The organism is Halomonas sp. H5 (genome assembly GCF_050613175.1).
Taxonomy (GTDB): Bacteria; Pseudomonadota; Gammaproteobacteria; order Pseudomonadales; family Halomonadaceae; genus Bisbaumannia; species Bisbaumannia salifodinae.
Genome location: NZ_CP192510.1, coordinates 1526706 through 1553176, shown reverse-complemented (window position 1 = coordinate 1553176; position 26471 = coordinate 1526706). Strand labels below are relative to the sequence as shown.

The following is a 26471-nucleotide window of genomic DNA, read 5'->3' as shown; positions in this document are numbered from 1 at the left end:
GTTTTTCTATTCTTCTCCCGGCATCTCGCTAACTCATCTGAGCAACCCTAGCCGAAGGTCTAAAAGCGACACGCTTTCTATTTATTGATTTATTTTTTCGTGTCACTAAACTCTAGGTGAGATCCACAAGGTCAGATTCCCCGACCCGTTACCGGAGGTCACCCATGTACGCACAGCTGGTCGATACCGGCGCCAAGCGCCTCAAGAATCTGGAAGAGATGAGCGCCGAGGAGCGCGCCTTCCAGGAGCGCATCGACGCCGAGATCAAGATCGAGCCCAAGAACTGGATGCCGGACGGCTACCGCAAGACGCTGATCCGCCAGATTTCCCAGCACGCCCACTCGGAAGTGGTCGGCATGCTGCCGGAGGGCAACTGGCTGACCCGGGCGCCGACCCTGAAGCGCAAGCTGCAGCTGATGGCCAAGATCCAGGACGAGGCGGGCCACGGCCTCTACCTCTACAGCGCCATGGAGACCCTGGGCGCCGATCGCGACGAGGAGATCGACAAGCTCCACGCCGGCAAGGTGAAGTACTCCAGCATCTTCAACTACCCGACCCTGAGCTGGGCCGATATCGGCACCATCGGCTGGCTGGTGGATGGCGCCGCCATCGTCAATCAGGTGCCCCTGCAGCGCACCTCCTATGGGCCCTACTCCCGGGCCATGATCCGCGTCTGCAAGGAGGAGAGCTTCCACCAGCGCCAGGGCTACCAGATCCTGCTGGAGTTGATGCAGGGCGGTACCGACGAGCAGAAAGCCATGGTGCAGGACTCCATCAACCGCTTCTGGTGGCCGGTGCTGATGATGTTCGGCCCCAGCGACGCCGACTCTCCCAACAGCGCCCAGTCCATGGCCTGGAAGATCAAGCGCCACGGCAACGACGAGCTGCGTCAGCGCTTCCTCGACCAGACCGTGCCGCAGCTGGAGCTGCTGGGCTGCAGCGCCCCGGACCCGGAGCTGAAGTGGAACGAGGCGCGCGGTCACTACGACTTCGGCGAGATCGACTGGAGCGAATTCTTCGAGGTGCTCAAGGGCAATGGTCCCTGCAACCGCGAGCGCATCGAGACCCGCAAGCAGGCCATCGATGATGGCGCCTGGGTGCGCGAGGCCGCCAAGGCCTATGCCGCCAAGCAGCGCGCCCGCCAGGCCGCCTGACCGGGAAACACATGAACAACTGTCTACGCGGGCGAATCGCTGCGTTGCGCGGTGCTCGAAAGCCTCACCTATCACCACATAGGCTCCGGTTTCTGTGCTCCGTGCGCCTTGCGCTTCATCCCGCTCGCCGATTTGTTCAGCGCTTCCCCCACGAATTCAAGAGGATATAACCATGGCAGATTGGCCCCTTTACGAAGTCTTCGTGCGCAGCAAGCACGGCCTGAGCCACAAGCACGTGGGCAGCGTGCATGCCGCCGACAACCGCATGGCCATCGAGAACGCCCGGGAGCTCTACACCCGCCGCAACGAAGGCGTCAGCATCTGGGTGATCCCCGCCAAGGAGATCACCGCCTCCTCCCCGGACGAAAAGGAGCCGCTGTTCGACCCGTCCCAGGACAAGGTCTACCGCCACGCCTCCTTCTATGAGCTGCCCGACGAAGTCGGCCATATGTAAGAGCCCGTTCACGACTTGCTTCGCTAGATCGTGAGCTGCCTCTAGGGGAATCAACATGCACAACGTTTCACAGACCTCCCAGGCGCCGCTGGTCGAGTATCTGCTGCGTCTCGGCGATAACGCCCTGATCCTCGGCCAGCGCCACGCCGAATGGTGTGGCCATGCCCCGGCCCTGGAGGAGGAACTGGGCCTGCTCAATGTGGGTCTCGACCTCTTCGGCCAGGCCCGCCACTGGTTGGGCTATGCTGCCGAGCTGATCTCCGCCGAGGGCGGCCAGGGCGAGATCGATGCCGACCACCTGGCCTTCCGCCGTGACGCCCAGGACTTTCGCAACCTGCTGCTCGTGGAACAGCCCAACGACGACTTCGCCGTGACCCTGGGCCGCCAGTTCCTGTTCGACGCCTGGCACTACCACCTGCTGAGCGCCCTGGTGGAGGCCAAGGACCCGCGCATCGCCGAGATCGCCGCCAAGTCCCTCAAGGAGGTGACCTACCACCTGCGGCGTTCCTCCGAGTGGGTCACGCGCCTGGGCGACGGCACCGAAGAGAGCCATGCGCGCATGCAGCGGGCCATCGATCTGCTGTGGCGCTTCACCGGCGAGCTGACCGAGGCCGATGCCGTGGACGCGGCCATGCGCGAGGCGGGCATCGCCCCCGACGCCGAGGCCCTGGCCGCCGACTGGCGCGACACCGTGGCCCAGGTACTGACCCACGCCACCCTGACACTCCCGGACTTCGACGCCTGGACGTATCGCGGCGGCAAGCAGGGTCACCACACCGAGCACCTGGGCTTCCTGCTGGCGGAGATGCAGGCACTCCCCCGCGCCTACCCGGACGCCACCGTCTGGTAAGCCAGATGTCTGTGCTTTAGCGAGGAGAGCCACGATGTCCGATGCCATTCAACTGATCGATAGCGACCGCGGCGGCCTGCCCCAGGCCGGCGCCGAAGGCGATGAGGCCGCCGTGATGGCGGTGCTGCAGGAGGTCCTCGACCCGGAGGTTCCCGCGGTCAGCGTGGTGGAGCTGGGCATCGTGCGCGAGGTGCGCTGGGTCGAGGGTCGCCTGAGCGTGGCCGTGACCCCCACCTACTCCGGCTGCCCGGCCACCGAGGTGATCGAGGCGGCGATCCATCGCGCCCTGGTCACCGCCGGCTACGCGGATCCGCATATCGAGCGCCGCCTGTCGCCGGCCTGGACCACCGACTGGATCACCGAGGAGGGGCGCGACAAGCTGCGTGCCTACGGCATCGCCCCGCCGGTGGGCAGCGCCAGCAAACGCAGCCTGCTGGGCCCGGAACCCCAGGTGCCCTGTCCCCAGTGCGGCAGCCTGGAGACCGAACGGGTCAGCGAGTTCGGCTCCACCGCCTGCAAGGCGCTCTACCGCTGTTTGAGCTGCCTGGAGCCCTTCGATTACTTCAAGTGCCTATAGAAATGCCTGCGCGGGCGAATCGCTGCGTTGCGCTTCATCCCGCTCGGCGATTTCTTCAGCGTGTCCCAAGCGCCCGATCGACGAGAGATTACCATGAGCCGATTCCACGCCCTGACCGTCAAGGAAATCCGCAAGGAGACCCGTGACGCCGTCTCCATCACCTTCGCGGTGCCCGACGACCACCTGGATGCCTTCCAGTTCACCCAGGGCCAGTACCTGACCCTGCGCCGGGAGATCGCCGGCGAGGAAGTCCGCCGCTCCTACTCCATCTGCACCGGGGTCCACGAGGGCGAGCTGAGCGTCGCCGTCAAGCTGGTGCCCGGCGGCGCCTTCTCCACCTTCGCCAACCATGAGCTGGCGCCCGGCGATACCCTGGAGGTGATGCCGCCTCAGGGCAAGTTCTTCGTGCCCCTGAACCCCAGCCGCAAGGCGGACTACCTGGCCGTGGCCGTGGGCAGCGGCATCACCCCGGTGCTGTCGATCATCGGCACCACCCTGGAGGCCGAGCCGGAGAGCCGCTACACCCTGGTCTACGGTAACCGCGCCACCGCCAGCACCATGTTCCGCGAGAAGCTCCAGGACCTGAAGAACCGCCATATGGAGCGACTCAACCTGATCCATATCTTCAATCGCGAGGATCAGGACATCGACCTCTACAACGGCCGCATCGACGCCGAGAAGTGCCATGCCCTCTTCGATCGCTGGCTGGACGTGGCGAGCTTCGAGGCCATCTTCCTGTGCGGCCCGGAGGAGATGTCCACCACGGTGCGCGAGGTGCTCAAGGCGCACGGCGCCCCCGCCGAGCGTATCCATCTGGAGCTCTTCGGCACCCGCCCCAAGGCCAGCCCCCGACGCCAGGAGAAGGCCCAGGGCGTGGGCCAGGTGGATGTCGAGAGCTCCCATATCAAGGTGATGATCGACGGCCGCACCCTGGAGTTCGACCTGGCGAAGAACACCCAGAGCATCCTCGATGCCGGCAACGAACATGGCGCCGACCTGCCCTACTCCTGCAAGGCCGGGGTCTGCTCCACCTGCCTGGCCAAGGTCGAGGAAGGCGAGGTGGAGATGGACGCCAACTACGCCCTCGAGGACTACGAGATCGAGGCCGGCATGGTGCTGAGCTGCCAGTGCTTCCCGGTCAGCGACAAGGTGGTCCTGAACTTCGACCACTAAGCGCTCGCCTCTCCCCGCCCCGCTCCCGGGGCGGGGCTCCATACCGATAACGATAATCCCAACGCTGACGACACCCTATGCCTAGCCAACGCCCACACGGCGCCGTGCACCCGGGAATCCAGTGGGGCCGCTTCACCCTGCGTATTCCCGGCATTCACGTTGACCTGACTCCCAGTACCCAGCTCCAGGGCGGCCTGCTGCTGCTGGCCACCGGCGGCGCCACCGCCCCGCTGCTGATGCAATATTTCGGCGTCTCCTTCGAGATCGCCTGGACGGTGATGCTGGTGATGTTCTTCTGGGTCTTCGCCCAGACCTTTCTGTTCGGGGACGTCTACTCCGCCGGCGGCATCGCCGCGGGCCTGCCCCTGACGATCATCTTCCTCAATGACTTCAGCCCCGGGCCCGAGGCGATACGCGCCATGATCGCGGTGACCCTGGTGGTCTCCTTCCTGTTCCTGTTCTTCGGCATCACCCGGCTCGGCGAGCGCTTCAACCGCCTGGTCCCCGCCACCCTCAAGGCCGGCATCATCATGGGCGCCGCCGTGGCCGCCTTCCAGTCGGAGCTGGATCGCCTGGAGAGTATGCCCTTGACCCTGATCACCGCCTGGGTGGTGGTACTGGCGCTGATGTTCTCGACGCCCTTCGCCCGGCTGCCCAATAGCCGCCTGAAGATGCTGGTGGGTGCCAATGCCCTGCTGGTCGCCTTTATGGCCGCCGGCGTGGTGGGCCTGATCAGCGGCGAGCTGCGCTTCGATATCGAGTGGGGCCTCTTCGTGCCGCCGCTGCGCGAGACCCTGGATACCCTGGCCCCCTGGTCGGTGGGCCTGCCCTCCTGGGGCGTGATCGTCAGCGCCATCCCCATCGGCGTGATGATCTATGTCCTCGCCTTCGGCGACCTGCTGGTGGCGGATACCCTGCTCAAGGGCGCCGACCAGGCCCGCAGCGACGAGAAGCTCGATATCGACCACACCCGCAGCCACTATGTGCTGGCGATCCGCAACCTGGCCCAACTGGTGACCGCCGGCCCCCTGGTGATGCTGCACGGTCCGATCTGGACCGGGGTGCAGGTGTTCCTGATCGAACGCTACAAGAAGGGGCGCACCGTCATGGACTCCCTGTTCACCGGCACCACCAACTTCTACCTGCTGGCGATCCCCCTGGGGCTCTTGATGCCGGTGCTGGGGCTGATCATGCCGATGCTGCCGGTGGCCCTGTCGGTGACCCTGGTGCTGACCGGCTTCGCCTGCGCCTATGTGGCCATGGCCATGGTGCAGGGCAATATCGAGCGCGGCCTGGTGCTGACCATCGGCATGCTGACCGCGGTGATGGGCCCGGCCTGGGGCATCGGCGCCGGTATCCTGCTCTACTTCCTGATGCTGGGCCGTGGCGGCGAGCAGGCCGCCGAACCGGTGGCGGAAGAGGATGTCACCGAATCGCTGGAGGGCGAATCCACTTACCCCAGCGAAGAAGCGCGCGCCTAAGCTATCGTCGACGCCTCGCCGCCGCCATCAACTAACGAGGCCGCCCCTGGGGGCGGCCTCGTTAGGCTGAGTGAAGGCTAACGCTTAGGCGACGCCCTGCTCCTCCAGCACCTGGGGAATGGTCTGGCGCACATAGCGCCCCGGGGCCGGCTCGAGGATATCCAGCTCGCCCTCGCCGGGCTGGCGGGCGGCCACCCGCTTGGCGGCGTCCACGTAGCCGTTGTCGATCATCCAGGCCTGCCAGTGGGGCCACCAGGAGCCCTCATTGAAGCTGGCGCCCTCCAGCCAGGCCTCCGCCGAGGCGGGCAGCTCGGCATTGGTCCAGTAGCCGTACTTGTTCTTGTGGGGCGGATTGACGATCCCGGCGATATGCCCGGAGCCGCCCAGCACGAAGGTGACCGGCCCCTTGGGCAGCTGGGTGCCGCCGTAGGTGCTCTGCCACTTGGCGATATGGTCTTCCCGGGTGGAGACGAAGTAGCTGGGGGTGGAGATCTTGCGCAGGTCGATCTTGACCCCGTCCAGCTCGATGCCGCCGGGCTCGATCAGCCGGTTCTCCCTGTACATATGGCGCAGGTACCAGCCGTGGGTGGCCGCCGGCAGGTTGGTGCCGTCGGTGTTCCAGTAGAGCAGGTCGAAGGCCGCCGGCTGCTCCCCCTTCAGGTAGTTGCTGACATAGAAGGACCAGAAGAGGTCGTTCTCCCGCAGCAGGTTGAAGGAGAAGGCCATCACCCGGCCATCCAGGTAGCCGTCCGCCTCCAACTGACGCTCGATGCCGGAGAGCACGGTGTCGTTGAGGAAGACGCCGATCTCGCCGGGGTCGCTGAAGTCCTGCAGGGTGGCCATATAGGTCACCGACTTGACCTTGCGCCCGCGGCGGGTGCTGGTCAGGTAGGCCACGGTAGAGGCGGTCAGGGTGCCGCCGATGCAGTAGCTGAGCAGGTTCACCGACTTCTCGCCGCAGGCCGACTCGATGGCCTCCATGGCGGCGATGGGGCCGAGCTGCATATAGTCGGCCCAGGTCAGCTCGCGCTGGGCCGGGCCCGGGTTGCGCCAGGAGATCAGGAACACCGTATGGCCCTGATCCACCAGCCACTTGACCAGGGAGTTGTCCTCGCGCAGGTCGAGGATGTAGTACTTGTTGATCCAGGGCGGCACCACCAATAGCGGCGTCTTGAACACCGTCTCGGTGGTCGGCGTGTACTGGATCAGCTGAATCAGCTCGTTCTCGTAGACCACGGCCCCGGGAGACACCGCCACGTTTTCGCCGATGCGGAAGGCCTCGCGGTCGGTCATGGCCACGTTGATGCCTTCCGCCGAATTGGCCAGGTCCTCGCGCAGCCGCGCCAGCCCCTCCACCAGGTTCTCGCCCTGGGTCTCCAGGGTCAGGCGCATCACCTCGGGGTTGGTGGTGACGAAGTTGCTGGGGGCCACGGCGCTGACGTACTGACGGGCATAGAACTCCAGGTTGCGCTGCTGCTGGGGCGGCAGGCCGTCGAGGCCCTGCACCAACTGCTCCACCTGACGGGAAAACAGCAGGTACTGCTCCATCAGCGTCCGATAGAAGGGCTCCGTCTGCCAGGCCTCGTCCTTGAAGCGGCGGTCGTGCCTGGCCGGGGTGACCAGCGGCTCGACCTCTTCGCCGGCCAGCAGGCGCAGGTTATGCTGCCAGAGCTGCCACTGATCCTGCATCAGCTGCCACTGGGCGCCGTAGAGGGCCTGGGGGTCGCGCATCAGCGCCTCCAGGCCGGCGCGGAAGGTCTCACGCATGTCTTCCTGGACCTGCTTGGCGGCCTCACTGGGGGCCGCCCGGGCCATCAGGTCCTGAAGCACCCCTTGGTACTCCTGGCCGATACGTTCGAGCTGTTCGCTCCAGCCGTCCCACGCTTGGGCATTGGCGTTCTGGTCTGACTGCATCCCCGACTCCTTGGTTAGTGTCTCGACGGATGTTACTTGGCGGCGCGGCTGGTGGCCCGGGCGGGGCCCTCGCCGGCCGGCCGCGGGGCCGGGGTCCGGGACGCGCCCTCGCCCAGGGCATCGAACCAGGCCTGCTGCCACTGGCTTCCCCAGGCCCCCAGGGCCTGGGCGTCCTCGACCCACTGGTGTTGAAGGCGCTGCGCCAGTTGCCAGGGCCGGGCCGCCAGGGGCTCGGCGGAGTCGGCCTCGGTGAGGGCCTGGAACTGCTCATTGGCCAGCTGGCCATAGCGGGTCAAGGCGTCCCTCTGGAGGGTGCCCAGGGCGGCCAGGGACTCGGCCAAGGGGGCCGGGAGGGGGGACAGCGAATCCTGCATAACGAACTCCTTTCGCAACCGTGGGGCGACGCGAGCATGGCGCTTGCTGCACTGCACAACAAGCCTCTGATAGAGTAGTCCGAGGCGGATCGCCTTGCAACCGTGTCGCCCTACCCCTGGCGGCGACGGGCACTGGAGGCGCTGGCACTGCCCTTGGGCGCCTTGTCGTCACCGCCCTGGGGGGCGCCGTCATTCCCGGGCGGCGGTTCGGGCGACGGCTCCGACGGTGAAGACCCGCTGCCGGCCTGGGCGGCGGCCTTGCGCAGCATATCCATCAGCATCTGCTGATAGTGACCGAAGCCGGCCATCCCCTGCTCCCAGCCACTCCCCTGGCCGGTCGCACCTTTCTGGCCCTGGAAGGCGTGCTTGAAGGCCTCGGGCATCAGCGGGTTATCGAGGAAGGGTTGCAGCAGACTGAGGGGGTCATAGCCCTCGACGCCGGCCTCCATCTGCTGCTGGATGCGCTCCAGCACGGCCTGGTGATAGGCCTCCACATCGGGCAGGCCCAGTGCCTGGCGAAACTCGGCGGGGGTCAGGTCGAATTCGAGATGGATCTTCATGGCGTGCCTCGCTGGGAGTGTTCTCCCCAGTCTAGCGCCGCCATCACGCAAAAGGCGACCGTCTAGCGGTCGCCTTTGTATCTCGGAGGGGGGCATCGACCGAGGCGGCGTCGGGGGCGAGTCGATGCGAAGGGTTATTTGCCAAGGATGGCAAATGTAGCCCCCAGGGAAGGGTTAACGGCGCCTTCGCAGCAGCTTGCCACCGAGTAAGCCGCCGGTGCCCGGAGGTAGCATTCGGCGCTTAACGCAGCACCGGGGTCTCGACGCTGACCTCGGCGTTCTGAGCGCGATGGCGCAGCAGGTGATCCATCAGGGTCAGCGCCATCATCGCCTCGGCGATGGGGGTGGCGCGAATGCCCACGCAGGGGTCGTGGCGGCCCTTGGTGACCACCTCCACCAGGTTGCCATGGACATCGATGGAGCGCCCCGGGGTGGTGATGCTGGAGGTCGGCTTCAGCGCCAGGTGGGCGATCAGCGGCTGCCCCGAGGAGATGCCGCCCAGCACGCCGCCGGCATGGTTGGAGAGGAAGCCCTGCGGGGTCATCTCGTCCCGGTGCTCGCTGCCCCGCTGACTGACCGCGGCGAAGCCGTCACCGATCTCCACCCCCTTGACCGCATTGATGCTCATCAGGCCATGGGCCAGCTCCGCGTCCAGGCGATCGAAGACCGGCTCGCCGAGCCCCGGCGGCAGCCCCTCGGCCACCACGCTGATCTTCGCCCCCACCGAGTCCTGGTCGCGGCGCAGCTGATCCATATAGGCCTCGAGCTCGGCCACCCGGTCCGGGTCGGGGCAGAAGAAGGCGTTCTCCTCCACCGCCTCCCAGCTCTTGAAGTCGATGGCGATGGGGCCGAGCTGGCTCATATAGCCGCGCACGCTGATGCCCTGGGCGGCCAGGTACTGCTTGGCGATGGCCCCGGCGGCCACCCGCATGGCGGTCTCCCGGGCGCTGGAGCGCCCGCCGCCGCGGTAGTCGCGGCGACCATACTTGTGGTGGTAGCTGTAGTCGGCGTGGGCCGGGCGGAACTGATCCTTGATATTGGAGTAGTCCTTGGAGCGCTGGTCGGTATTCTCGATCAGCAGGCCGATCGAGGTGCCGGTGGTGACGCCCTCGAAGACCCCGGAGAGGATCTTCACCCGGTCGGGTTCGCGACGCTGGGTGGTGTGCCGCGAGGTCCCCGGGCGGCGGCGATCCAGGTCGCGCTGCAGGTCTGCCTCACAGAGCGGCAGCCCCGGCGGGCAGCCGTCGACGATGGCGCCCAGCGCCGGGCCATGGCTCTCGCCGAAGGTGGTCACGGTGAACAGCTTACCGAAGGTATTGCCGGACATGGGCTCTCCTCGCGATGACGGTCAGGCGAAGGACGCCGCATGGGCGTCGAGTTGTTGGGCGGTGAGGGCGAAGACCCCGTGGCCCCCGCGCTCGAAATCGAGCCACAGGAAGGGCACCTCGGGGAAGGCCGCCTCCAGGTGCCGGTCGGAGTTGCCCACCTCGACGATCAGCACCCCCTCATCGCTGAGATGAGCGCGGGCCTCGCGCAACAGGCGCCGCACGATATCCAGGCCATCGCTGCCTGCGCCCAGGGCCAGGGCCGGCTCGTGGCGGAACTCGGCGGGCATGCTGGCCAGATCCCGAGCATCCACATAGGGCGGATTGGAGACGATCAGGTCATAGCGCCGGCCGACCAGGTTGGCGAAGAGGTCGGACTCCACCGCACGCACCCGGTCCCCCACGTCGTGGCGGCTAATGTTCTGGCGGGCCACCGCCAGGGCCTCGGCGCTGATATCCGCCAGGTCCACCTCGCTGGTGGGCAGATGCAGGGCGGTGGCGATGCCGATGCAGCCGGAACCGGTGCACAGATCGAGCACCCGGGCCGGGGGCAGGTCGCCGAACCAGGCGGCGAAGCCATCCTCGATCAGCTCGGCGATGGGCGAACGGGGAATCAGCACCCGCTCGTCCACGTCGAAGGGGTAACCGGCGAAGAAGGCCTCGCCGAGCAGGTAGGGCAAGGGGCGCCGGTCGCTGATGCGCGAACGCACCAGGGCCACGATGCGGGCGCGCTCCATGGGCAGCAGGCGCGCCTCCAGCACCGCCGGGTCCACGTCCCAGGGCAGGTGCAGGGCGCCCAGGGTCAGCGCTACCGCCTCGTCCCAGGGGGAGGCGGTGCCGTGCCCGAAATGCAGGCCATGGGCATGAAACTCGCTGGCGGCCCAGCGCAGGCAGTCGCGCAGGCTGACCAGACCCTCGGTGAGGGCCTCGTCGGAGAGGCTCAGGGTGGAATGGGCGGCGGGGCGTTGAGCGGCCACACGGACTCCTGTCTCGGCGAAATCGGTTGGGCGGAAGATTGTACCCGCAGCGCCGTCCGGTTCACAGTCACCGCCGAGTCGCTATACTGGGCGCCTGGTCAGCCATCCCCAACGAGAGTCCCCATGAGTCGACGCCAGGGTGAACCGCCCGAGGAGGAGATCTCCCTATTCCGCCAGGCCCTGGAAGAGGCCGGCGTGCGCCGCCTGCAGGCCAACCGTGCCGACCCCGGCCGCCCCCGGCGCCAGGCCGAGAGCCTCGCCGAGCGCCGCGCCGCGGCCACCGCCGCCGACCCCAGCCAGGCCACCAGCCGCACCTCCGACGGCCGGGTGGAGCCGGTGCGCCCCTCGGAATACCTAGATTTCGCCCTGCCCGACCTGCCCTACCGCACCCAGGCCCAGCTCAAGCGCGGACGTATCGGCTGGGAGGCGGGCCTCGACCTGCACGGCTACACCCTGGAGGAGGCGCGTCGCGAGCTGGAGAGTTTCCTCCACGACGCCCTGGCCCGGCGCAGCCGCTGCGTGCTGGTGGTCCACGGCAAGGCGCGCAGCCAGAACGCCCTGGAGGACTACCCGGTGATCAAGAGTCATGTGAATGCCTGGCTGCGGGAGTGGCCCAGCGTGCTGGCCTTCTGCTCCGCCATCGAGGCGGACGGCGGCACCGGGGCGGTGTATATCCTGCTGCGGCGCCGCGGCGAGGCGCTCTAGGTCTCAAGCCCAAGCGCCGGGACACGACCTAGGAAGAGGCCATCCCCCGGTTCTCTCCCGAGGAGTCCTCCCGCAAGGCCTTCCCCTCCCCCGCCTCGGCGTCGGACGCCTCGGGCCCCCGCGTTGCCGGGCCCTCGTCGGCTATCGGCTCTTCTCCCGTCACTTCTCCCGCCTCTTCTCCCACCACCACGGGGGCCGACTCGCCGGTCGGGGCGATGGTGGCCACCTTGGGCCCCACATGCACCGCCATCTGTATGCCCTCCGGGGTGGTCTCGTAGCTGTCCAGGGCCTGGTCGGCCAGGTGGCGGCCCAGGCGAATCAGCGCCTCGGCACGATGAAACTCGTGGGCGCCGCAGACGGTCTTGGGAATCTCGATCAGCACGTCCGGTGGGTAGCCCGCCACCTTGTACTTGGCCAGCGTCGCCTGGGTGATATCGAAGGAGGCCAGGACCATCTCCAGGCGCCCCCAGGCGCGTTGCCGGGCGGCCTTGGGCCCGCCGTTGTCGTTATCGTCTTCGGTGGAGGAGAACCAGCGCTGGGTACGTCGGCGCACCTCCTCGAACCAGCCGGCGATTCCCCCCTCGTCGTCACGGGCGGCCTCCTCGGCGGCCTCCTCCGGGGGCAGCAGGGCCTCCAGGCTCACCGGGTGGGGGCTGTGGGCGGTGACGTTGACCGCCATCACCAGATCGGCCTGGGCGGAGATGGTGGGCATGATCGGTAGCGGGTTGAGCAGGCCGCCATCCACCAGCACCTGCTCGCCGAGATGCACCGGGGTGATCACCCCGGGCACGGCGATGGAGGCGCGGATCGCCTGCAACAGCGAGCCGGACTGGAACCACACTTCCCGCTGGCGCACCAGGTCGGTGGCCACCGTGGTGACCGGAATCGCCAGGTCCTCGATCAGGGTCTCGCCGATCAGGCTCTCCAGCTTGGCCATCACCTTGTTGGCGCGCATGGCCCCCATGGGGCTCCAGCTCACGTCCACCAGGCGCAGCACATCCATGTAGTCGAGCTTGCCCACCCAGTCGCGATAGGCGGCCAACTGGCCGGCGGCATAGACCCCGGCCACCAGGGCCCCCATGGAGCAGCCCGACAGGGCCACGATCTCGTAACCGCGGGCCTCCAGGGCCTCGATCACGCCGATATGCGCATAGCCCCGCGCCCCGCCGCTGCCCAGCACCAGGGCCACTCGCTTCCCGGTGCCCGTCGCCTCGCTCATGGTGCCTCCTGAACTCGCTGTGATTCGTCTGGTGTCGCCCACCAGGCCAGGATCGCCTCGGCCACCGCGGCCACGGCATCCGGCTCCAGATGCAGGTGGTGCCCGCCGGGCAGCACCCGCCGCTCGAGGCCCCGCAGTGCCTGGCGGGCCTGCTCGGCATGCGCGCGCCGGCCGAGGATGCCCGCCTCGCCCTCCACCAGCAGCGTCGGCGCCTCGATAGCCTTAAGCATGGCGCGGCTCTGCTCCGGAGACAATCGCACCAAGGAAGGACGCAACAGCCGCCCATCGGTCCGCAGCCTCACTCGACCGTCCGCCGCGGGCTCCAGGTTGCGCGCCACCAGGGGCTCGGCGGTCGCGGCATCGATGGGCGTCACGCCCCCCGCCACCCGCGCCGCCAGGGCGGTGGCCGCATCCGGATAGCGCGGCGACGGCGACGAGGCACGACGATGCCCCAGCAGTCCCTTGCGGAGCTGCTGGGCGACCTCCTCCGCCGGGGTGGTGAGGCTGCCGATGCCATCGATCAGCATCAAGCGCTCGACCCGCTCCGGCACCGCCGCCGCCACCAGGCAGGCCACCCCGGCGCCCATGGAGTGGCCCAGCAGCGGCGCCGCCGCCAGGCCCAGCTCGTCCAGGGCATCGAGCACCGCATGGCAGTTGTCCCAGAGCGCATAGTCGGTACCCTCGGGGCGCGGTGCCGACAACCCATGGCCGGGCAGGTCCAGGGCCACCAGGCGAATATGGCGCGCCGCCACCAGCCGGGGCGCCAGCCGCGAGAAACTGGCGGCGTTATCCAGCCAGCCGTGCAGGGCCAGCCAGGTGGGCGCCTCGGGCTCGCCCCAGGCCAGGGCCGCCAGGCGGCCCCCGGCCAGGGTCAGGGATTGGGGCTCGTCGCGCATGGCGGCGTCTCCTCTAGCAATGCCGGCAGGGTGGATAGCAGCGCCCGGCGGGTCTCGTCCGGATGCTCCATGGGGAACATATGGGTACCGGGCACGGCGGTCACCCGTATGCCGTGGCGACGCAGGCGCCGACGCCGCCGCGGGGTGATCAGGTCGGAGTCGCGGCCATAGAGCATCGCCAGGGGCACCCCGAGGCGGTGCGGCAATCGGCTCAGGTGATCCGGCAAGTGGCGGAAGATCTCCGTCTCGATCTCGGGGTCGAAGGCGAGCCGCGCCCGGCCGTCGTCGAGCAGATGGGTGGCGCCCTCCACATAGTCGCGCAGCGCCGCATCGGTAAAGCGCGAGAACAGCGGGCGCCGCCGCAGGGCGCGATGCATGGCCTCGCGGCCGGGCCACTCGGCACGGCGCCCCCGGGTGCGCCCGGCCGGGGTCAGGCGATCCATCATGCCCAGCCGCTTGGCGGCCTTCATCACCCAGGCATCGACGCCGAGCATCAGCGGCGAGTCGAGCACCACCACGCAGCGAAAGCGCTCCGGAGCCGCCTCGGCGGCCATGGCCATCAGCACCCCGCCCATGGAGTGCCCCACGCCGATCACCGGCGACTCCTGGGCGGCCAGCCACTCCAGCAGCTCGTCACGCAGCGCCAGCCAGTTGCGCCCCACCGGGTAGTCCGGGTGGTGGCCCAGGCGATCGAGGGCCTCGACGCGAAAATGCGCCTCCAGCGGCGCCAGCAGGCTGCGATAGCAGGCCCCGGTGAAGCCGTTGGCATGGGCGAAGAGCAGGGTGTCGCGGGAAGGAAGCGGCATAACATGGGTGTCTCAACGTGGCGATAGCAGACTAACGGGTTTACCATCGGATGGATAGGCGAAGCGCCTTGATCAAACACTTGTTCTAACCCATTTGACACCGATCCGCCAGGGAGCCCCCGTGACTCGACCCCGCGATACCCGCCTGCGCAACCGCCTGTTCTTCGCCACCGTGCTCGCCGCCGTCGTCATCGGCCTGTGGCTGGCGCGCTGATGGAGCTCGGCGCCCTCTTCTTCCAGACCCTCGAGATCACCCTGCCGGTCTTCGCCATGGTCTTTATCGGCATCGCCCTGAAGCGGCTGGGCTGGATCGATCAGGGGTTTATCAATACCGCCTCGACGCTGGTGTTCAAGGCGACCCTGCCGACCCTGATCTTCCTGAGCATTATTCGTGCCGATCTGGATGCCACTTTCAATCCCGCCCTGCTCGGTTATTTCGCCCTGGCGACCCTGGTCAGCTTCGCCCTGATCTGGGGCTGGGCGGCCCTGCGGGTGCCTAGGGCCGAGCGTGGCAGCTATATCCAGGGAGCCTTTCGCGGCAACTGCGGCATCGTCGGCCTGGCTCTGGCCGCCGGCATGTACGGCGACTATGGCCTCTCGGCGGGCGGGCTACTGCTGGGGGTGGTGATCCTCAGCTACAACAGCCTCTCGGTGGTGGCGCTGGCCACTTACCAGAGCGGGCCGCGCACCGACTGGCGGAGCATCTTCGCCAGCATCGTCAAGAATCCGCTGATCCTCGGGGTGGTGGCGGCGCTCCCCGTCGCCCTGCTCGAGCTGCGCCTTCCCGGGTGGCTGATGACCTCGGGGGACTACTTCGCCTCGCTCTCGCTGCCCCTGGCGCTGATCTGCGTGGGGGCCACCCTGTCACTTGGCGCCCTCCTCGACTCCGGGCGCCTGGCCACCGGCGCCAGCCTGATCAAGATGGTGACCCTGCCGGCGCTGGCCACCGGCGGGGCCTGGCTGGCGGGCTTTCAGGGACGCGAGCTGGGGGTGCTCTTCCTGTTCTTCGCCAGTCCCACCGCGGCGGCGGCCTTCGTGATGGCCAAGGCGATGGGCGGCAATGCGGTGCTCACGGCCAATATCATCGCCCTGACCACCCTGATGGCCAGTATCACCATTACCCTGGGGGCCTTCGGCCTGAAAGCGGCTGGCCTGATCTGAGCGAAAAGCGACACTCACGGCACTTTCCAGCTGCCATCGCCCTGACCACCCTGATGGCCAGTATCACCATCACCCTGGGGGCCTTCGGCCTGAAAGTGGCTGGCCTGATCTGAGCGAAAAGCGACACTCACGGCACGTTCCAGCTGCCATCGCCCTCACCACCCTGATGGCCAGTATCACCATTACCCTGGGGGCCTTCGGTCTTAAGGCCGCGGGAATGATCTAAAGCAACCGAGATAATCTAATTACTGATAATCACCTCGAACTGCTCCAGGCCGCCGCCCTCGGCGGTAGCCTCGGGGGGCAGCGGGTTGGCGTGGGCGCGCTTGAAGTCGTCGCTGCCCACCCAGGCGCGGAAGGCCGCCTGACTCTCCCACTCGGTCTCCACCACATAGGGGGCCTGGTTGCCCAGGGGGCGCAGCACCCGCATGGCGATAAAGCCGGGCTGCTTGTCGATCTCGCCGGCGCGGCGCCGGAAGCGTGCCTCGAACTCCGCCTCGAAGCCGGGATTCACGAAGATGCGGTTATTGACGATAAAGCTCATGGACTCTCCTTGGGTCTTAAACGGTCAGATCGGCGGGGGTCACGAAGCCGCGCAGCCGAGCACAGCCCGCCGCCCAGGCCTCGGCCTCCAGCTCCGCCAGACCGGCGGTGGGGAAACCCGGGCCCGCGCCGCCGCGGCCCTCCACCAGCAGGCCGGTGAGGGCGCCGACCAACGGCATATGACTGACCAGCACCAGGGGCCGGCCCTCGGCCTGGTGCAGCAGCCAGTCGGCCACCGCCCGGGGATCGTCGTCCGGGGTGATGCCGTCATGGGTCTCGAGGGCGACGCCCAGCCCCGCGGCGATCGGCTCGGCGCTCTGCCGGGCGCGGCGATAGGGGCTCGCCACCAGCCGGCAGGGGCCGATCCCGCGGGCCTTGAGCCACTCCGCCATGGCGGCCACCTCGCGCCGGCCCCGGGGCGTCAGCTCACGGGCGCTGTCCGGGCTGCCGGGCCCCGCCTCGCCGTGGCGCATGATCCATAGCCGCTCACTCATGGCCGGGCTCCAGGCGACGGGCCCGCTGGACGTCCTCCCGGGAGAGGATGAATTCCACGTCGCTGCTCTGCTCGCCCTGCATCAGCATCTTGGCCATCTGCCGCGCCGGCACCCCCTCGAAGAGCACCTGATAGAGCCCCTCGGCCAGCGGCATGTAGACGCCGTCCTCGCGGGCCTTGTCGCGCACCAGGCGCACGGTGTTGACCCCTTCCGCCACCTGGCCGAGGGCCGCCACCGCCTCGTCGAGCCCCTTGCCCTGGCCCAGGGCCTGGCCGACCCGGTAGTTGCGCGACAGGGTCGAGGAGCAGGTGACGATCAAATCGCCCACCCCGGCCAGGCCCAGGAAGGTCATGGGATTGGCGCCCTGATCCACGGCGAAGCGGCTCATCTCGGCCAGCGCCCGGGTCATCAGCATGCTGCGGGTGTTCTCGCCCATGCCCAGCGCCGCCGCCATGCCGGCGGCGATGGCGTAGATGTTCTTCAGCGCCCCGCCCAGCTCGACGCCATAGCGGTCGTTGCTGGCATAGACCCGGAAGTAGTCGCAGCCGAGCGCGGTCTGCACCCGGGCCCGGGTCAGGGGGTCGTCGCTGGCGATCACCGTGGCGGTCAACTGCTTGTCGGCCACCTCGGAGGCCAGGTTGGGGCCGGAGAGCACGCCGATATGGGCGAAGCCGGTCTCCTCCTCGAGGATCTGGCTCATCAGCTTGAAGCCCTCCTCCTGGATGCCCTTGGTGGTGCTGACCAGGATCTGCTCGGCATGCAGGTGGGGGCGCGCCTGGCGCACCACCTCGCGGAAGGCCTTGGAGGGGATGGCCACCAGCACCAGCTCGGCCCCCGCCAGCACCTCGGCCATGTCCCCCGAGGCGACCACCGCCGGATTGATGGCGTAGTCGGGCAGGTAGCGTCCGTTGCGATGCTCGGCGTTGATCTGGGCGACCAGCGCCGGATCACGCAACCACTGGCGCACCCGGGCGCCGTTATCCGCGGCGATACTGGCCAGGGCGGTGCCGAAGCTACCGCCACCGAGTACCGCGACCGTTATCTGTTCCTCTGCCATAAGGGGCCCCGAAAGACTGAGTGAGGTCTCGATTGTAGCGAAAAAGACGCCCGAACCGGCAGCCGGTTCGGGCGTCTTCATGCATCGACGGTAATCGAGGTGGGACTAGTCGATCAGCGATAGCAGGCTGTCGATGCTCTCCCGGGCGTCACCGTAGAACATCCGGGTGTTGTCCTTGAAGAACAGCGGGTTCTCGATGCCGGAGTAGCCGGTACCCTGGCCGCGCTTGCTGACGAACACCTGCTTGGCCTTCCACACCTCCAGCACCGGCATGCCGGCGATGGGGCTGTTGGGATCCTCCTGGGCGGCCGGGTTGACGATGTCATTGGAGCCGATGACGATCACCGCGTCGGTGGAGGCGAAGTCGTCGTTGATCTCGTCCATCTCCAGCACGATGTCATAGGGCACCTTGGCCTCGGCCAGCAGCACGTTCATATGCCCCGGCAGGCGCCCGGCCACCGGGTGGATGGCGAAGCGCACCTCCTTGCCGGCGGAGCGCAGCTTGCGCACCAGTTCGCTGACCGCGTTCTGGGCCTGGGCCACCGCCATGCCGTAGCCCGGCACGATGATCACGCTGTCGGCGTCGTTGAGGGCGCTGGCCACGCCCGCGGCGTCGGTGGCCACCTGCTCGCCCTCGATCTCCGCCGCTGGGCCCTGGGTACCGCCGAAGCCGCCCAGGATGACGCTGACGAAGTTGCGGTTCATCGCCTTGCACATGATGTACGAGAGGATGGCACCGCTGGAGCCCACCAGGGCACCGGTGACGATCAGCAGGTCATTGGAGAGGGTGAAGCCGATGGCCGCCGCCGCCCAGCCGGAGTAGCTGTTGAGCATGGAGACCACCACCGGCATATCGGCGCCGCCGATGCCCATGATCAGGTGCCAGCCGATGAAGAACGACAGCGCCGCCAGCACCAGCAGGGTCCAGAAGCCGGCGCCATTCAGGTAGGCCACCGCCAGCACCAGGCACAGCACCACGGCGCCGGCATTCAGGGCATGGCCCCCAGGCAGCTTCTTGGGCTTGCCGTCCACCTTGCCGGCCAGCTTGCCGAAGGCGATCACCGAGCCGGTGAAGGTCACCGCACCGATAAAGATGGCGAAGATCACCTCGACCTGCAGGAAGGTCAGCTCGGCGGGGGCCTTGGTGGCCACCAGGCCGGCGAAGGCAGAGAACGCCTCCATGGACTCCCCGGCGGCCTGGGCGGCCAGCACCCGGCGACGCTCCAGGTCGGCGCCCCAGGCGACGAAGACCGCCGCCAGGCCGACGAAGGAGTGCAGCGCCGCCACCAGCTGAGGCATCTCGGTCATGCCTACCCGCTTGGCCACCACCACGCCGATGGCGCCGCCGATGACGATCATCGGGATCATCAGCCAGTAGTGGCCAATGCCCGGGCCGAAGGCGGTGAAGAACACCGCCAGCGCCATGCCGACGATGCCATACCACACCGCCCGCTTGGCCTTCTCCTGGTTGCTCAAGCCCCCCAGGGAGAGGATGAACAATACACTCGCCGCGATCGAGGCGGCAGATACGAATCCTTGACTCAACATCTTTTCTCTCCGCCCCTCAGGATTTCTGGAACATGGCCAGCATGCGACGGGTGACCTGGAAGCCACCGACGATATTGATGCTGGCGATCAGCACCGAGATGGCCGCCATAAAGACCACCAGGCCATTCCCCGAGCCGATCTGCAGCACGGCGCCGAGGATGATGATCCCCGAGATGGCATTGGTCACCGCCATCAGCGGCGTATGCAGGGAGTGGCTGACGTTCCAGATCACCTGGAAGCCCACGAAGCAGGCCAGCACGAAGACGATAAAGTGCTGCATAAAGGAGGCCGGGGCGATCTGCGCCAGCAGCAGCATCAGCACGCCGCCGGCCCCCAGCAGGCCCACCTGGCGCTTGGTCTGGGCCTTGAACTCGGCGTGCTCCGCGGCGCGCTTCTCCTCCGGGGTCGGCGCCTTCTCCTTGGGCTTGGGCTTGGCCGCGGCGATCGCCTTGACCTTGGGCGGCGGCGGCGGGAAGGTGATCTCGCCCTGGTAGGTGACGGTGGCGCCACGGATGACATCGTCCTCCATATCATGAACGATCGCCCCGTCTTTCTCGGGGGTCAGATCGGTCAGCATATGGCGGATATTGGTGGCATAGAGCAGCGAGGCCTGGGTGGCCATGCGCGACGGGAAGTCGGTATAGCCCACCACGATCACGCCGTTGTCGCTGACGATGCGCTCGTCCGCCACGGTCAGGTCGCAGTTACCGCCCTTCTCGGCGGCCAGGTCGACGATCACCGAGCCCGGCTTCATGGCCTTGACCATGTCCTCGAGCCACAGCTTGGGTGCCGGACGGCCGGGGATCAGCGCCGTGGTGATGACGATATCCACGTCCGGGGCCTGCTCGCGGAACAGCGCCAGCTGCTTCTCGCGGAACTCGGGGCTCGAGGGCGCCGCATAGCCGCCGCTCTCGGAGCCGTCGGCGCTATCCTCGAAGTCGAGGAAGAGGAACTCGGCGCCCATGGATTCGATCTGCTCGGCCACCTCGGGACGCACGTCGAAGGCGCGCACCACGGCGCCCAGGCTGGTGGCGGTGCCGATGGCGGCGAGCCCGGCGACGCCGGCGCCGATCACCAGCACCTTGGCCGGCGGCACCTTGCCGGCGGCGGTCACCTGGCCGGTGAAGAAGCGCCCGAACTGGTTGCCCGCCTCGATCACCGCGCGATAGCCGGCGATATTGGCGGTGGACGACAGGGCGTCCATCTTCTGGGCGCGGGAGATCCGCGGCACCATGTCCATGGCGAGCACGTTGGCGCCCTTGGCCTTGCAGGCCTCCAGCAGCGCCTCGTTCTGGGCCGGCCAGAAGAAGCTGATCAGGGTCTGGCCCGCGCGCAGATACTCGGTCTCGGCCTCACTGGGCTCGCGCACCTTGATCACCACCTCGGCCTCGCGCCACAGCGCCGCGGCGCTGTCCACCACCTCGACGCCGGCCGCGCGGTAGGCGGCGTCGTCGAAGCCGGCGGCGGCGCCGGCGCCGCTCTCGATCAGGCACTCATGGCCCAGCTTCTGCAGCTGCTGGGCGCTCTCCGGGGTCAGGGCGACCCGCGCTTCACCGCGGGCGATCTCCTTGGGGGCTCCGATCTTCATGCGCGTCCTCCTTGTCCCTGGGCGGTGATCCCATCGCAACGGGTCTCTCCTCGCTGGTCGGGTCGGGCCTCGCCAGGCCGGGCCTCGCCGGGTCGGAACCCGCCGAGCCGAGAATCCATCAACGGATGCATTGGCAGTCGCTCCTTGTGTCCAGATCCACCGCTCGACGGCGGGGCTTTATTGGGGGAATCAAGGGAAAATCCCTACTAGTCTCCTTAGTCCAAAAAGGCAAAAGCAAGCCTTTTCTGAAAACTTTAACTTATATAAAAAACTTATCCCGACCATAACCCACGACTTATCGTTAAAATAACAATAAATCACTGTTTTTAAACGATTAAATGATCCTTCCCAGGCCATGGGACGGCTTATGGATGCCATAACGAAAGGGTTATTCCTGAAAACTCAAAAATGCTGGACCACCTCATGAGTGGAGGTGATGGCGGCATAGCGCCCCGACAACAGCGCCAGGCTGGCCTGGTGCAGCGCCTCGCCGGACCAGGCCTGACCGGCGAGGTTATCGAGGGGAAAACAGGCACAGGCATCCGCCACCACGCTGAGCGAGAATCCCAGGCAGGCGCCATGACGCACCGTGGTGGCGACGGCATGACCGGTGGTCACGCCGGCCACCACCAGATGCCCCACGCCATGACGTCGCAGCCAGGCCTCCAGGTCGGTGCCGACGAAGGCGCTGTCCACATACTTGGTGAGCACGCGCTCGCCCTGGGCAGGGGTGACGCAGGCCTTGAACTCGGCGCCGGGTTGCCCGGCGCGACGCTGCGATCCCGGCGAGCGGGAGAAGTGACGCACATGGACGATATGGCCGCTGCCGCCCCGCCAGCAGGCCAGCAGTTCGGCGAGGTTGTCTTCCAGGTGGGGATTGCTGGGCTCGCCCCAGCCATCGATGGCCCGCTGCATATCGATGATCATCAGGGCCGCGCTCTCGTCACGGGCATCACAGAGGCGCAGGCTGGCACTTCCGTACCGGGTGGTCATGGCATCCCTCTCGGCAAGGCCGCGGTGGCGGCATTCCCTCAGCATAGGTGCCAAGCGCCGCGCCTGCCGAGAGTGCCCTAAACGCGACACCCCGCCGGAGCGGGGTGTCGTCGGTCGTTATGCCTCGAGAGAGGCTTAGGCGGTCAGCAGCGTATTCAGGCGCTTGACGTAGGCAGCCGGGTCGTCGAGCTGGCCGCCCTCGGCGATGATCGCCTGATCGAAGAGGATATGTGCCAGGTCACCGAAGGCCTCGCCCTCGGCGCCTTCCAGGCGGCCGACCAGGGGGTGCTCGGGGTTGAGCTCGAGGATCGGCTTGACCTCGGGCAGCGTCTGGCCGGCGGCCTCCATGATGCGGCGCATCTGGAAGCCCATCTCGTGCTCCGGCAACACCACGCAGGCCGGCGAGTCGGTGAGGCGATGGGTCACCTTGACCTCCTGCACCGCCTCGCCCAGGGCCTCCTGGACCCGCTTGACCAGGGCTTCCTTGGCCTTGGCGGTCTCCTCCTGGGCCTGCTTCTCTTCCTCGTTCTCCACCTCGCCCAGGTCGAGCTCGCCCTTGGCCACGTCGACGAAGGCCTTGCCCTCGAACTCGCTGAGATGGCTCATCAGCCACTCGTCGATGCGATCGGAGAGCAGCAGCACCTCGATGCCCTTCTTGCGGAAGATCTCCAGGTGCGGGCTGGACTTGGCCGCCTTGAAGCTGTCGGCGACGATGTAATAGATCTTCTCCTGGCCTTCCTTCATGCGCGACACATAGTCGGCCAGGGACTGATCCTGGGTGGCGCTGTCGGTGTGGGTGGTAGCGAAGCGCAGCAGCCCGGCGATCTTCTCGCGGTTGGCGAAGTCCTCCGCGGGCCCCTCCTTGAGCACCGTGCCGAAGGTGTTCCAGAAACTCTGGTAGGCCTCGGCGTCCTTGGCCAGCTTCTTGAGCATGTCCAGGCCACGCTTGGTCAGGGCGGACTTGATCTTGTCGACCTGGGGATCCTGCTGCAGCAGCTCCCGAGAGACATTCAGGGAGAGGTCCTTGGTGTCCACCACGCCCTTGATGAAACGCAGGTAGAGGGGCAGGAACTGCTCGGCGTCGTCCATGATAAAGACGCGCTGCACATAGAGCTTGACGCCCCGGGCGCCGTCACGCTCGTAGAGGTCGAAGGGCGCACGGCCCGGCACATAGAGCAGGCTGGTGTACTCCAGCTTGCCTTCCACCTTGTTGTGGCTCCAGGTCAGCGGATCCGAGAAGTCGTGAGCCACGTGCTTGTAGAAGGCCTGGTACTCGTCGTCGCTGATCTCGCCCTTGGGGCGCGCCCAGAGGGCGGTGGCCTCGTTGACGGTCTCCCAGGTGGTGACCTCGCTGCCCTCGATCTCGTTACCGTCGTCGTCCTTGGCGGTCTCCACCTTGGGCAGGCGCACCGGCACCTCGATATGGTCGGAGTACTTGCGCACCAGGCTGCGCAGGCGGAAGTCGTCGGCGAACTCCTGGGCATCGTCCTTGAGGTGCAGGACGATCTCGGTGCCATGGGCGGCGTAATCGATATCCGCCACGCTGAATTCGCCCTCGCCCTTGGAGCGCCACTCGACGCCCTCGGCCTGGTCGCTGCCCGCCTTGCGGGTGCGCACCGTGACCTCGTCGGCGACGATGAAACCGGAGTAGAAGCCGACCCCGAACTGGCCGATCAGCTTGGCGTCCTTCTGCTGCTCGCCGGAGAGCTGCTGCAGGAACTCGGCGGTGCCGGAGCGGGCGATGGTGCCCAGGTTCTGGATCACCTCGTCGCGGCTCATGCCGATGCCGTTATCACGCACGGTGACGGTGCCGGCCTCGGCATCGTGCTCGATCTCGATGCGCAGCTCGCTGTTGCCTTCATAGAGGGCGTCGTTGTCCAGCGCCGCATAGCGCAGCTTGTCGCAGGCATCGGCACCGTTGGAGATCAGCTCACGCAGGAAGATTTCCCGATTGGAGTAGAGGGAGTGGATCATCAGCTTGAGCAGCTGCTTGACCTCGGTCTGGAAGCCCAGGGTTTCTTCGTGGGTGGCAGTGGACATCTGGCAGGGTCCTCGTTACATCACGGAATGAGTGGCGCGGCGCGCCGATGAATCGCAGTGGAGATTCATATGGGGCCCGCATCGCGCTTTTCAAGGCTCATCGCCGCCACGGCGTGCCGCCGCCTCATGCCGCCAGCGTCGATAGGCCCCGAGCTCCGGCTCGATGCGCGCCATCAGCCAGCCGACGATCACCAGATCATCGATCAGGCCCAGCGCCAACACGAAATCGGGGACCAGGTCGAAGGGCAGCAGCAGATAGCCCAGGGCCAGGGCCCCCAGCCCCAGGGCCCGCCAGGGTACCGGGCGATAGCGCCCGCCCAGGACGTCCCAGCACAGCCGGCACCAGTGCAGAGGCGCCATGCCCAGGCGCTTGAGTCGGGCCAGGCGCGAGAGGCGCCGAGTCGATCGAATCATGGTGACCTCCTGGTGGTCCGTTTCCGGGGTTGGAACCTTGGCCCCGCGCGGAGTTTCCGTGCAATTGGCTTGTCGTCCCGGGGCGACACTACTCAGCCGCCGCCAGATGGGCGAGGATAAGGGCAGCGCGACGCCCAGGACCCCGTTTCAGGAAGCATGCCATGGCCTATCGACCCGTTCTCTCCTTTCGTCCCGGCCGGTTCAAGCACCGCCTCGCCACCCTGGTCACCGCCGCCGCCCTCTGCCTGGCCCAGGCACACGCCCAGACCCAGGCCGATGATCGGGCCCTTCGCGAGGCGCTGAGCGCGGCCCGCGATCAGCAGTGGAGCCGTATCGACGAGGCCGCCATCGACGGCCATGTGCTGGCCGGTTATGTGGAGTATCACCGCCTGCGGGCCCGGCTGCCCCAGGTGCAGCCCGCCGAGGTACTGGCCTACATCGAACGCCACCAGGACACGCCCCTGGCCGGCTGGATGCGCAACCAGGCCATCGGCCGCTACGGCCAGGCCGGCGACAGGGCCCGCCTGCTGGCGGTCAGCGCCGGTCCCCCCGTGGGCACCGAGCGGCAGTGCTACTACTATGAGGCGCTGCTCGACCGTGACCCCGAGGCGGCGGCCCGGGGCGGCCTGTCGCTATGGTTCGCGGGACGCTCCCAGCCGGATGCCTGCAACCCGCTCTTCTCGCAGTTGCGCCGCGACGGGGTGATCGGCGATGCCGAGACCTGGGAACGCCTGATCCTAGCCTGGAAGGCCGGCGAGACGGGGCTGGCGAGCTACCTGGGCCGCCAACTGGGCGGCGGCTGGCAGCCGGCCCTGGACGCCTATGAACGGGTGCGCGGCGACTACGCCGCCATCGCCGAGGCGGCTCCCCGTCTCGGCGATCATCCGGCGACGCCGGGCCTGGTCAGCGGCGCCCTGCATGGCCTGACCCGGGCCGATACCGCCGCCGCCCTGACCACCTGGCGCCGCCTGGCGCCGCAACTGAGCCTCGGCGAGGAGCGCCGTCGGGCCATCGAGCGGGACCTGGCCTTCTACTCCATGGTGCGCGACGTCCCCGAGAACCGCGCCTGGGTGGACGAGGCGCTGCCGCGGCTGGCCACCGGTGACCTGCTGGAACTGCGGGTGCGTACCGCCCTCGACGCCCGGGACTGGGCCGGGGTTCGCGACTGGATCTCGCGGATGCCCGATGACACTCGCCGCGATAGCCGCTGGCAGTACTGGCTGGCCCGCGCCCTGGAGCAACTGGGCGATGCCCAGGGCGCCCAGGCCGCCTATGAGCGCGCCGCCGAGGGGCGCAGCTTCTTCGCCTTCGCCGCCGCCGACCGCCTCGGCCAGCCCTACGCCCTGGGCGACGAGCGCCACCGCTACAGCGAGACGGAGCGCCGCGAGGTGGCCCAGTGGCCGGTGGTGCGCCGCACCGAGGCGCTGCGACGCATCGATGAGCCGGGGCTGGCCAACAGCGAGTGGCTGGGGGCCGTGGCCCGGGCCAACAGCGAGACCGCGCGCCGGCTGGCCGACTACGCGGCGAGCCAGGGCTGGCACGCCGAGCTGGTGCAGACCACCATCGCCGGGCGCCTCTGGGACGCCCTGGAGTGGCGCTTCCCCGCCGCCTACCGCGACAGCTTCCGGCGCTGGGGCGACGAGGCCGGGGTCGACCCCTACCTGCTGATGGCGATTGCCCGCCGCGAGAGCGCCTACAACGCCGCGGCCCTCTCCCCCGCCGGCGCCCGGGGCCTGATGCAACTGATGCCGGGCACCGCGACCCTGGTCAGCCGCCAGTTGGGCCTCGCCGACCCGGGGCCCTACGGGATCCTGGAGCCGGAGCTCAATATCCGCCTGGGCAGCACCTACCTCGGCGATATGCTGGAGCGCTATCGCGGCAACCGCCTGGCGGCGGCGGCCGCCTACAATGCCGGCCCCGGCCGGGTCGATCGCTGGCTGCGCGACTCGCCCCGGGAGTTCGACCTCTTCGTGGAGAGCATCCCCTTCCGCGAGACCCGCGACTATGTGCAGGCCATCATGACCTACCGGGTGATCTTCGAGAGCCTGGCCAATGGCGGCGAGACCCGCGGCATCGCCCTGCTGAGCTCCAGCGAGGCCAACGGCAGCTATGACGCCTCCCTGCTGGCCCGCCAGTAGCGAAAAACCAAAGGGGGCGCCTTGGCGCCC

General features: G+C 67.8%; 25 protein-coding genes. 9 read left to right on the top strand and 16 right to left on the bottom strand.

Annotation, left to right across the window (positions count from 1 at the left end):
• Positions 1 to 164: 164 nt before the first annotated feature.
• The 6 genes from paaA (at position 165) to ACQ1W9_RS07120 (ending at position 5689) form a co-directional block, all read left to right on the top strand.
• On the top strand, positions 165 to 1154 hold the full coding sequence (paaA, locus tag ACQ1W9_RS07145; RefSeq protein WP_431025964.1) for a 1,2-phenylacetyl-CoA epoxidase subunit PaaA: 990 nt from the start codon (positions 165 to 167) through the stop codon (positions 1152 to 1154).
• A gap of 172 nt (positions 1155 to 1326) precedes the next feature.
• A complete protein-coding gene (gene paaB / locus ACQ1W9_RS07140) occupies positions 1327 to 1608 on the top strand; it encodes a 1,2-phenylacetyl-CoA epoxidase subunit PaaB (RefSeq protein ID WP_346063499.1) in 282 nt (93 codons plus the stop codon).
• Between the two features lie 55 nt (positions 1609 to 1663).
• Complete coding sequence (gene paaC, locus ACQ1W9_RS07135; protein ID WP_431025963.1) at positions 1664 to 2458, top strand: 1,2-phenylacetyl-CoA epoxidase subunit PaaC; 795 nt, start codon at positions 1664 to 1666, stop codon at positions 2456 to 2458.
• 34 nt (positions 2459 to 2492) lie between these two features.
• On the top strand, positions 2493 to 3035 hold the full coding sequence (gene paaD, locus ACQ1W9_RS07130) for a 1,2-phenylacetyl-CoA epoxidase subunit PaaD (protein ID WP_431025962.1): 543 nt from the start codon (positions 2493 to 2495) through the stop codon (positions 3033 to 3035).
• Positions 3036 to 3128: 93 nt separating this feature from the next.
• Positions 3129 to 4208, top strand: coding sequence for a 1,2-phenylacetyl-CoA epoxidase subunit PaaE (gene paaE / locus ACQ1W9_RS07125; RefSeq protein ID WP_431025961.1), 1080 nt, complete (start codon positions 3129 to 3131; stop codon positions 4206 to 4208).
• A gap of 77 nt (positions 4209 to 4285) precedes the next feature.
• Positions 4286 to 5689, top strand: a complete 1404-nt coding sequence (locus ACQ1W9_RS07120; RefSeq protein WP_431025960.1) for a hypothetical protein — start codon at positions 4286 to 4288, stop codon at positions 5687 to 5689.
• A gap of 84 nt (positions 5690 to 5773) precedes the next feature.
• Here ACQ1W9_RS07120 and phaC read toward each other — a convergent pair whose 3' ends face one another.
• From phaC to prmB, 5 genes are all read right to left on the bottom strand, one after another.
• Entirely contained in the window at positions 5774 to 7603 is a 1830-nt protein-coding gene (gene phaC, locus ACQ1W9_RS07115; RefSeq protein ID WP_431025959.1) for a class I poly(R)-hydroxyalkanoic acid synthase, read from the bottom strand.
• 32 nt (positions 7604 to 7635) lie between these two features.
• Entirely contained in the window at positions 7636 to 7977 is a 342-nt protein-coding gene (locus tag ACQ1W9_RS07110; protein WP_431025958.1) for a phasin family protein, read from the bottom strand.
• Between the two features lie 110 nt (positions 7978 to 8087).
• Positions 8088 to 8537 (bottom strand): hypothetical protein, encoded by a 450-nt coding sequence (locus ACQ1W9_RS07105; RefSeq protein WP_431025957.1) that lies wholly within the window; start codon positions 8535 to 8537, stop codon positions 8088 to 8090.
• A gap of 241 nt (positions 8538 to 8778) precedes the next feature.
• Positions 8779 to 9864: a chorismate synthase gene (gene aroC / locus ACQ1W9_RS07100; protein WP_431025956.1), complete on the bottom strand. Its 1086-nt coding sequence runs from the start codon at positions 9862 to 9864 to the stop codon at positions 8779 to 8781.
• 21 nt (positions 9865 to 9885) lie between these two features.
• A complete protein-coding gene (gene prmB / locus ACQ1W9_RS07095; protein WP_431025955.1) occupies positions 9886 to 10839 on the bottom strand; it encodes a 50S ribosomal protein L3 N(5)-glutamine methyltransferase in 954 nt (317 codons plus the stop codon).
• Positions 10840 to 10962: 123 nt separating this feature from the next.
• On the opposite strand from prmB, the gene ACQ1W9_RS07090 reads away from it, so the two are divergent.
• The gene (locus tag ACQ1W9_RS07090) at positions 10963 to 11544 is read left to right on the top strand and encodes a Smr/MutS family protein (protein ID WP_431025954.1); all 582 of its coding nucleotides are present in this window, start codon (positions 10963 to 10965) and stop codon (positions 11542 to 11544) included.
• Positions 11545 to 11572: 28 nt separating this feature from the next.
• On the opposite strand, the gene ACQ1W9_RS07085 is transcribed toward ACQ1W9_RS07090, so the two are convergent.
• From ACQ1W9_RS07085 to ACQ1W9_RS07075, 3 genes are read right to left on the bottom strand one after another with little or no spacing between them, the layout of a single operon-like run.
• A complete protein-coding gene (locus tag ACQ1W9_RS07085) occupies positions 11573 to 12763 on the bottom strand; it encodes a patatin-like phospholipase family protein (RefSeq protein WP_431025953.1) in 1191 nt (396 codons plus the stop codon).
• The gene (locus tag ACQ1W9_RS07080) at positions 12760 to 13659 is read right to left on the bottom strand and encodes an alpha/beta fold hydrolase (RefSeq protein ID WP_431025952.1); all 900 of its coding nucleotides are present in this window, start codon (positions 13657 to 13659) and stop codon (positions 12760 to 12762) included. Before ACQ1W9_RS07080 ends, ACQ1W9_RS07085 begins: the two co-directional genes overlap by 4 nt.
• Positions 13635 to 14465, bottom strand: a complete 831-nt coding sequence (locus ACQ1W9_RS07075) for an alpha/beta fold hydrolase (protein WP_431025951.1) — start codon at positions 14463 to 14465, stop codon at positions 13635 to 13637. Before ACQ1W9_RS07075 ends, ACQ1W9_RS07080 begins: the two co-directional genes overlap by 25 nt.
• A 213-nt stretch (positions 14466 to 14678) precedes the next feature.
• Here ACQ1W9_RS07075 and ACQ1W9_RS07070 point away from each other — a divergent pair, with 213 nt between their 5' ends.
• Complete coding sequence (locus ACQ1W9_RS07070; RefSeq protein ID WP_431025950.1) at positions 14679 to 15626, top strand: AEC family transporter; 948 nt, start codon at positions 14679 to 14681, stop codon at positions 15624 to 15626.
• 241 nt (positions 15627 to 15867) lie between these two features.
• Here ACQ1W9_RS07070 and ACQ1W9_RS07065 read toward each other — a convergent pair whose 3' ends face one another.
• The 8 genes from ACQ1W9_RS07065 to ACQ1W9_RS07030 form a co-directional block, all read right to left on the bottom strand.
• Positions 15868 to 16170 carry an antibiotic biosynthesis monooxygenase family protein gene (locus ACQ1W9_RS07065; protein ID WP_431025949.1) on the bottom strand — a complete coding sequence of 101 codons (303 nt, stop codon included), beginning with the start codon at positions 16168 to 16170 and terminating at the stop codon, positions 15868 to 15870.
• Positions 16171 to 16186: 16 nt separating this feature from the next.
• A complete protein-coding gene (gene sixA, locus ACQ1W9_RS07060; RefSeq protein ID WP_431025948.1) occupies positions 16187 to 16663 on the bottom strand; it encodes a phosphohistidine phosphatase SixA in 477 nt (158 codons plus the stop codon).
• Positions 16656 to 17720 carry an NAD(P)H-dependent glycerol-3-phosphate dehydrogenase gene (locus ACQ1W9_RS07055; RefSeq protein ID WP_431025947.1) on the bottom strand — a complete coding sequence of 355 codons (1065 nt, stop codon included), beginning with the start codon at positions 17718 to 17720 and terminating at the stop codon, positions 16656 to 16658. Before ACQ1W9_RS07055 ends, sixA begins: the two co-directional genes overlap by 8 nt.
• A gap of 105 nt (positions 17721 to 17825) precedes the next feature.
• On the bottom strand, positions 17826 to 19268 hold the full coding sequence (locus tag ACQ1W9_RS07050; RefSeq protein ID WP_431025946.1) for an NAD(P)(+) transhydrogenase (Re/Si-specific) subunit beta: 1443 nt from the start codon (positions 19266 to 19268) through the stop codon (positions 17826 to 17828).
• A 16-nt stretch (positions 19269 to 19284) separates the two neighbouring features.
• Complete coding sequence (locus ACQ1W9_RS07045) at positions 19285 to 20856, bottom strand: Re/Si-specific NAD(P)(+) transhydrogenase subunit alpha (protein WP_431025945.1); 1572 nt, start codon at positions 20854 to 20856, stop codon at positions 19285 to 19287.
• 402 nt (positions 20857 to 21258) lie between these two features.
• Complete coding sequence (locus tag ACQ1W9_RS07040) at positions 21259 to 21849, bottom strand: isochorismatase family protein (RefSeq protein WP_346063480.1); 591 nt, start codon at positions 21847 to 21849, stop codon at positions 21259 to 21261.
• Between the two features lie 135 nt (positions 21850 to 21984).
• Positions 21985 to 23889 carry a molecular chaperone HtpG gene (htpG, locus tag ACQ1W9_RS07035; protein ID WP_431025944.1) on the bottom strand — a complete coding sequence of 635 codons (1905 nt, stop codon included), beginning with the start codon at positions 23887 to 23889 and terminating at the stop codon, positions 21985 to 21987.
• Between the two features lie 90 nt (positions 23890 to 23979).
• Positions 23980 to 24303: a YkvA family protein gene (locus tag ACQ1W9_RS07030; RefSeq protein ID WP_431025943.1), complete on the bottom strand. Its 324-nt coding sequence runs from the start codon at positions 24301 to 24303 to the stop codon at positions 23980 to 23982.
• 161 nt (positions 24304 to 24464) lie between these two features.
• On the opposite strand from ACQ1W9_RS07030, the gene ACQ1W9_RS07025 reads away from it, so the two are divergent.
• Positions 24465 to 26441: a transglycosylase SLT domain-containing protein gene (locus ACQ1W9_RS07025; RefSeq protein ID WP_431025942.1), complete on the top strand. Its 1977-nt coding sequence runs from the start codon at positions 24465 to 24467 to the stop codon at positions 26439 to 26441.
• Positions 26442 to 26471: the final 30 nt, after the last annotated feature.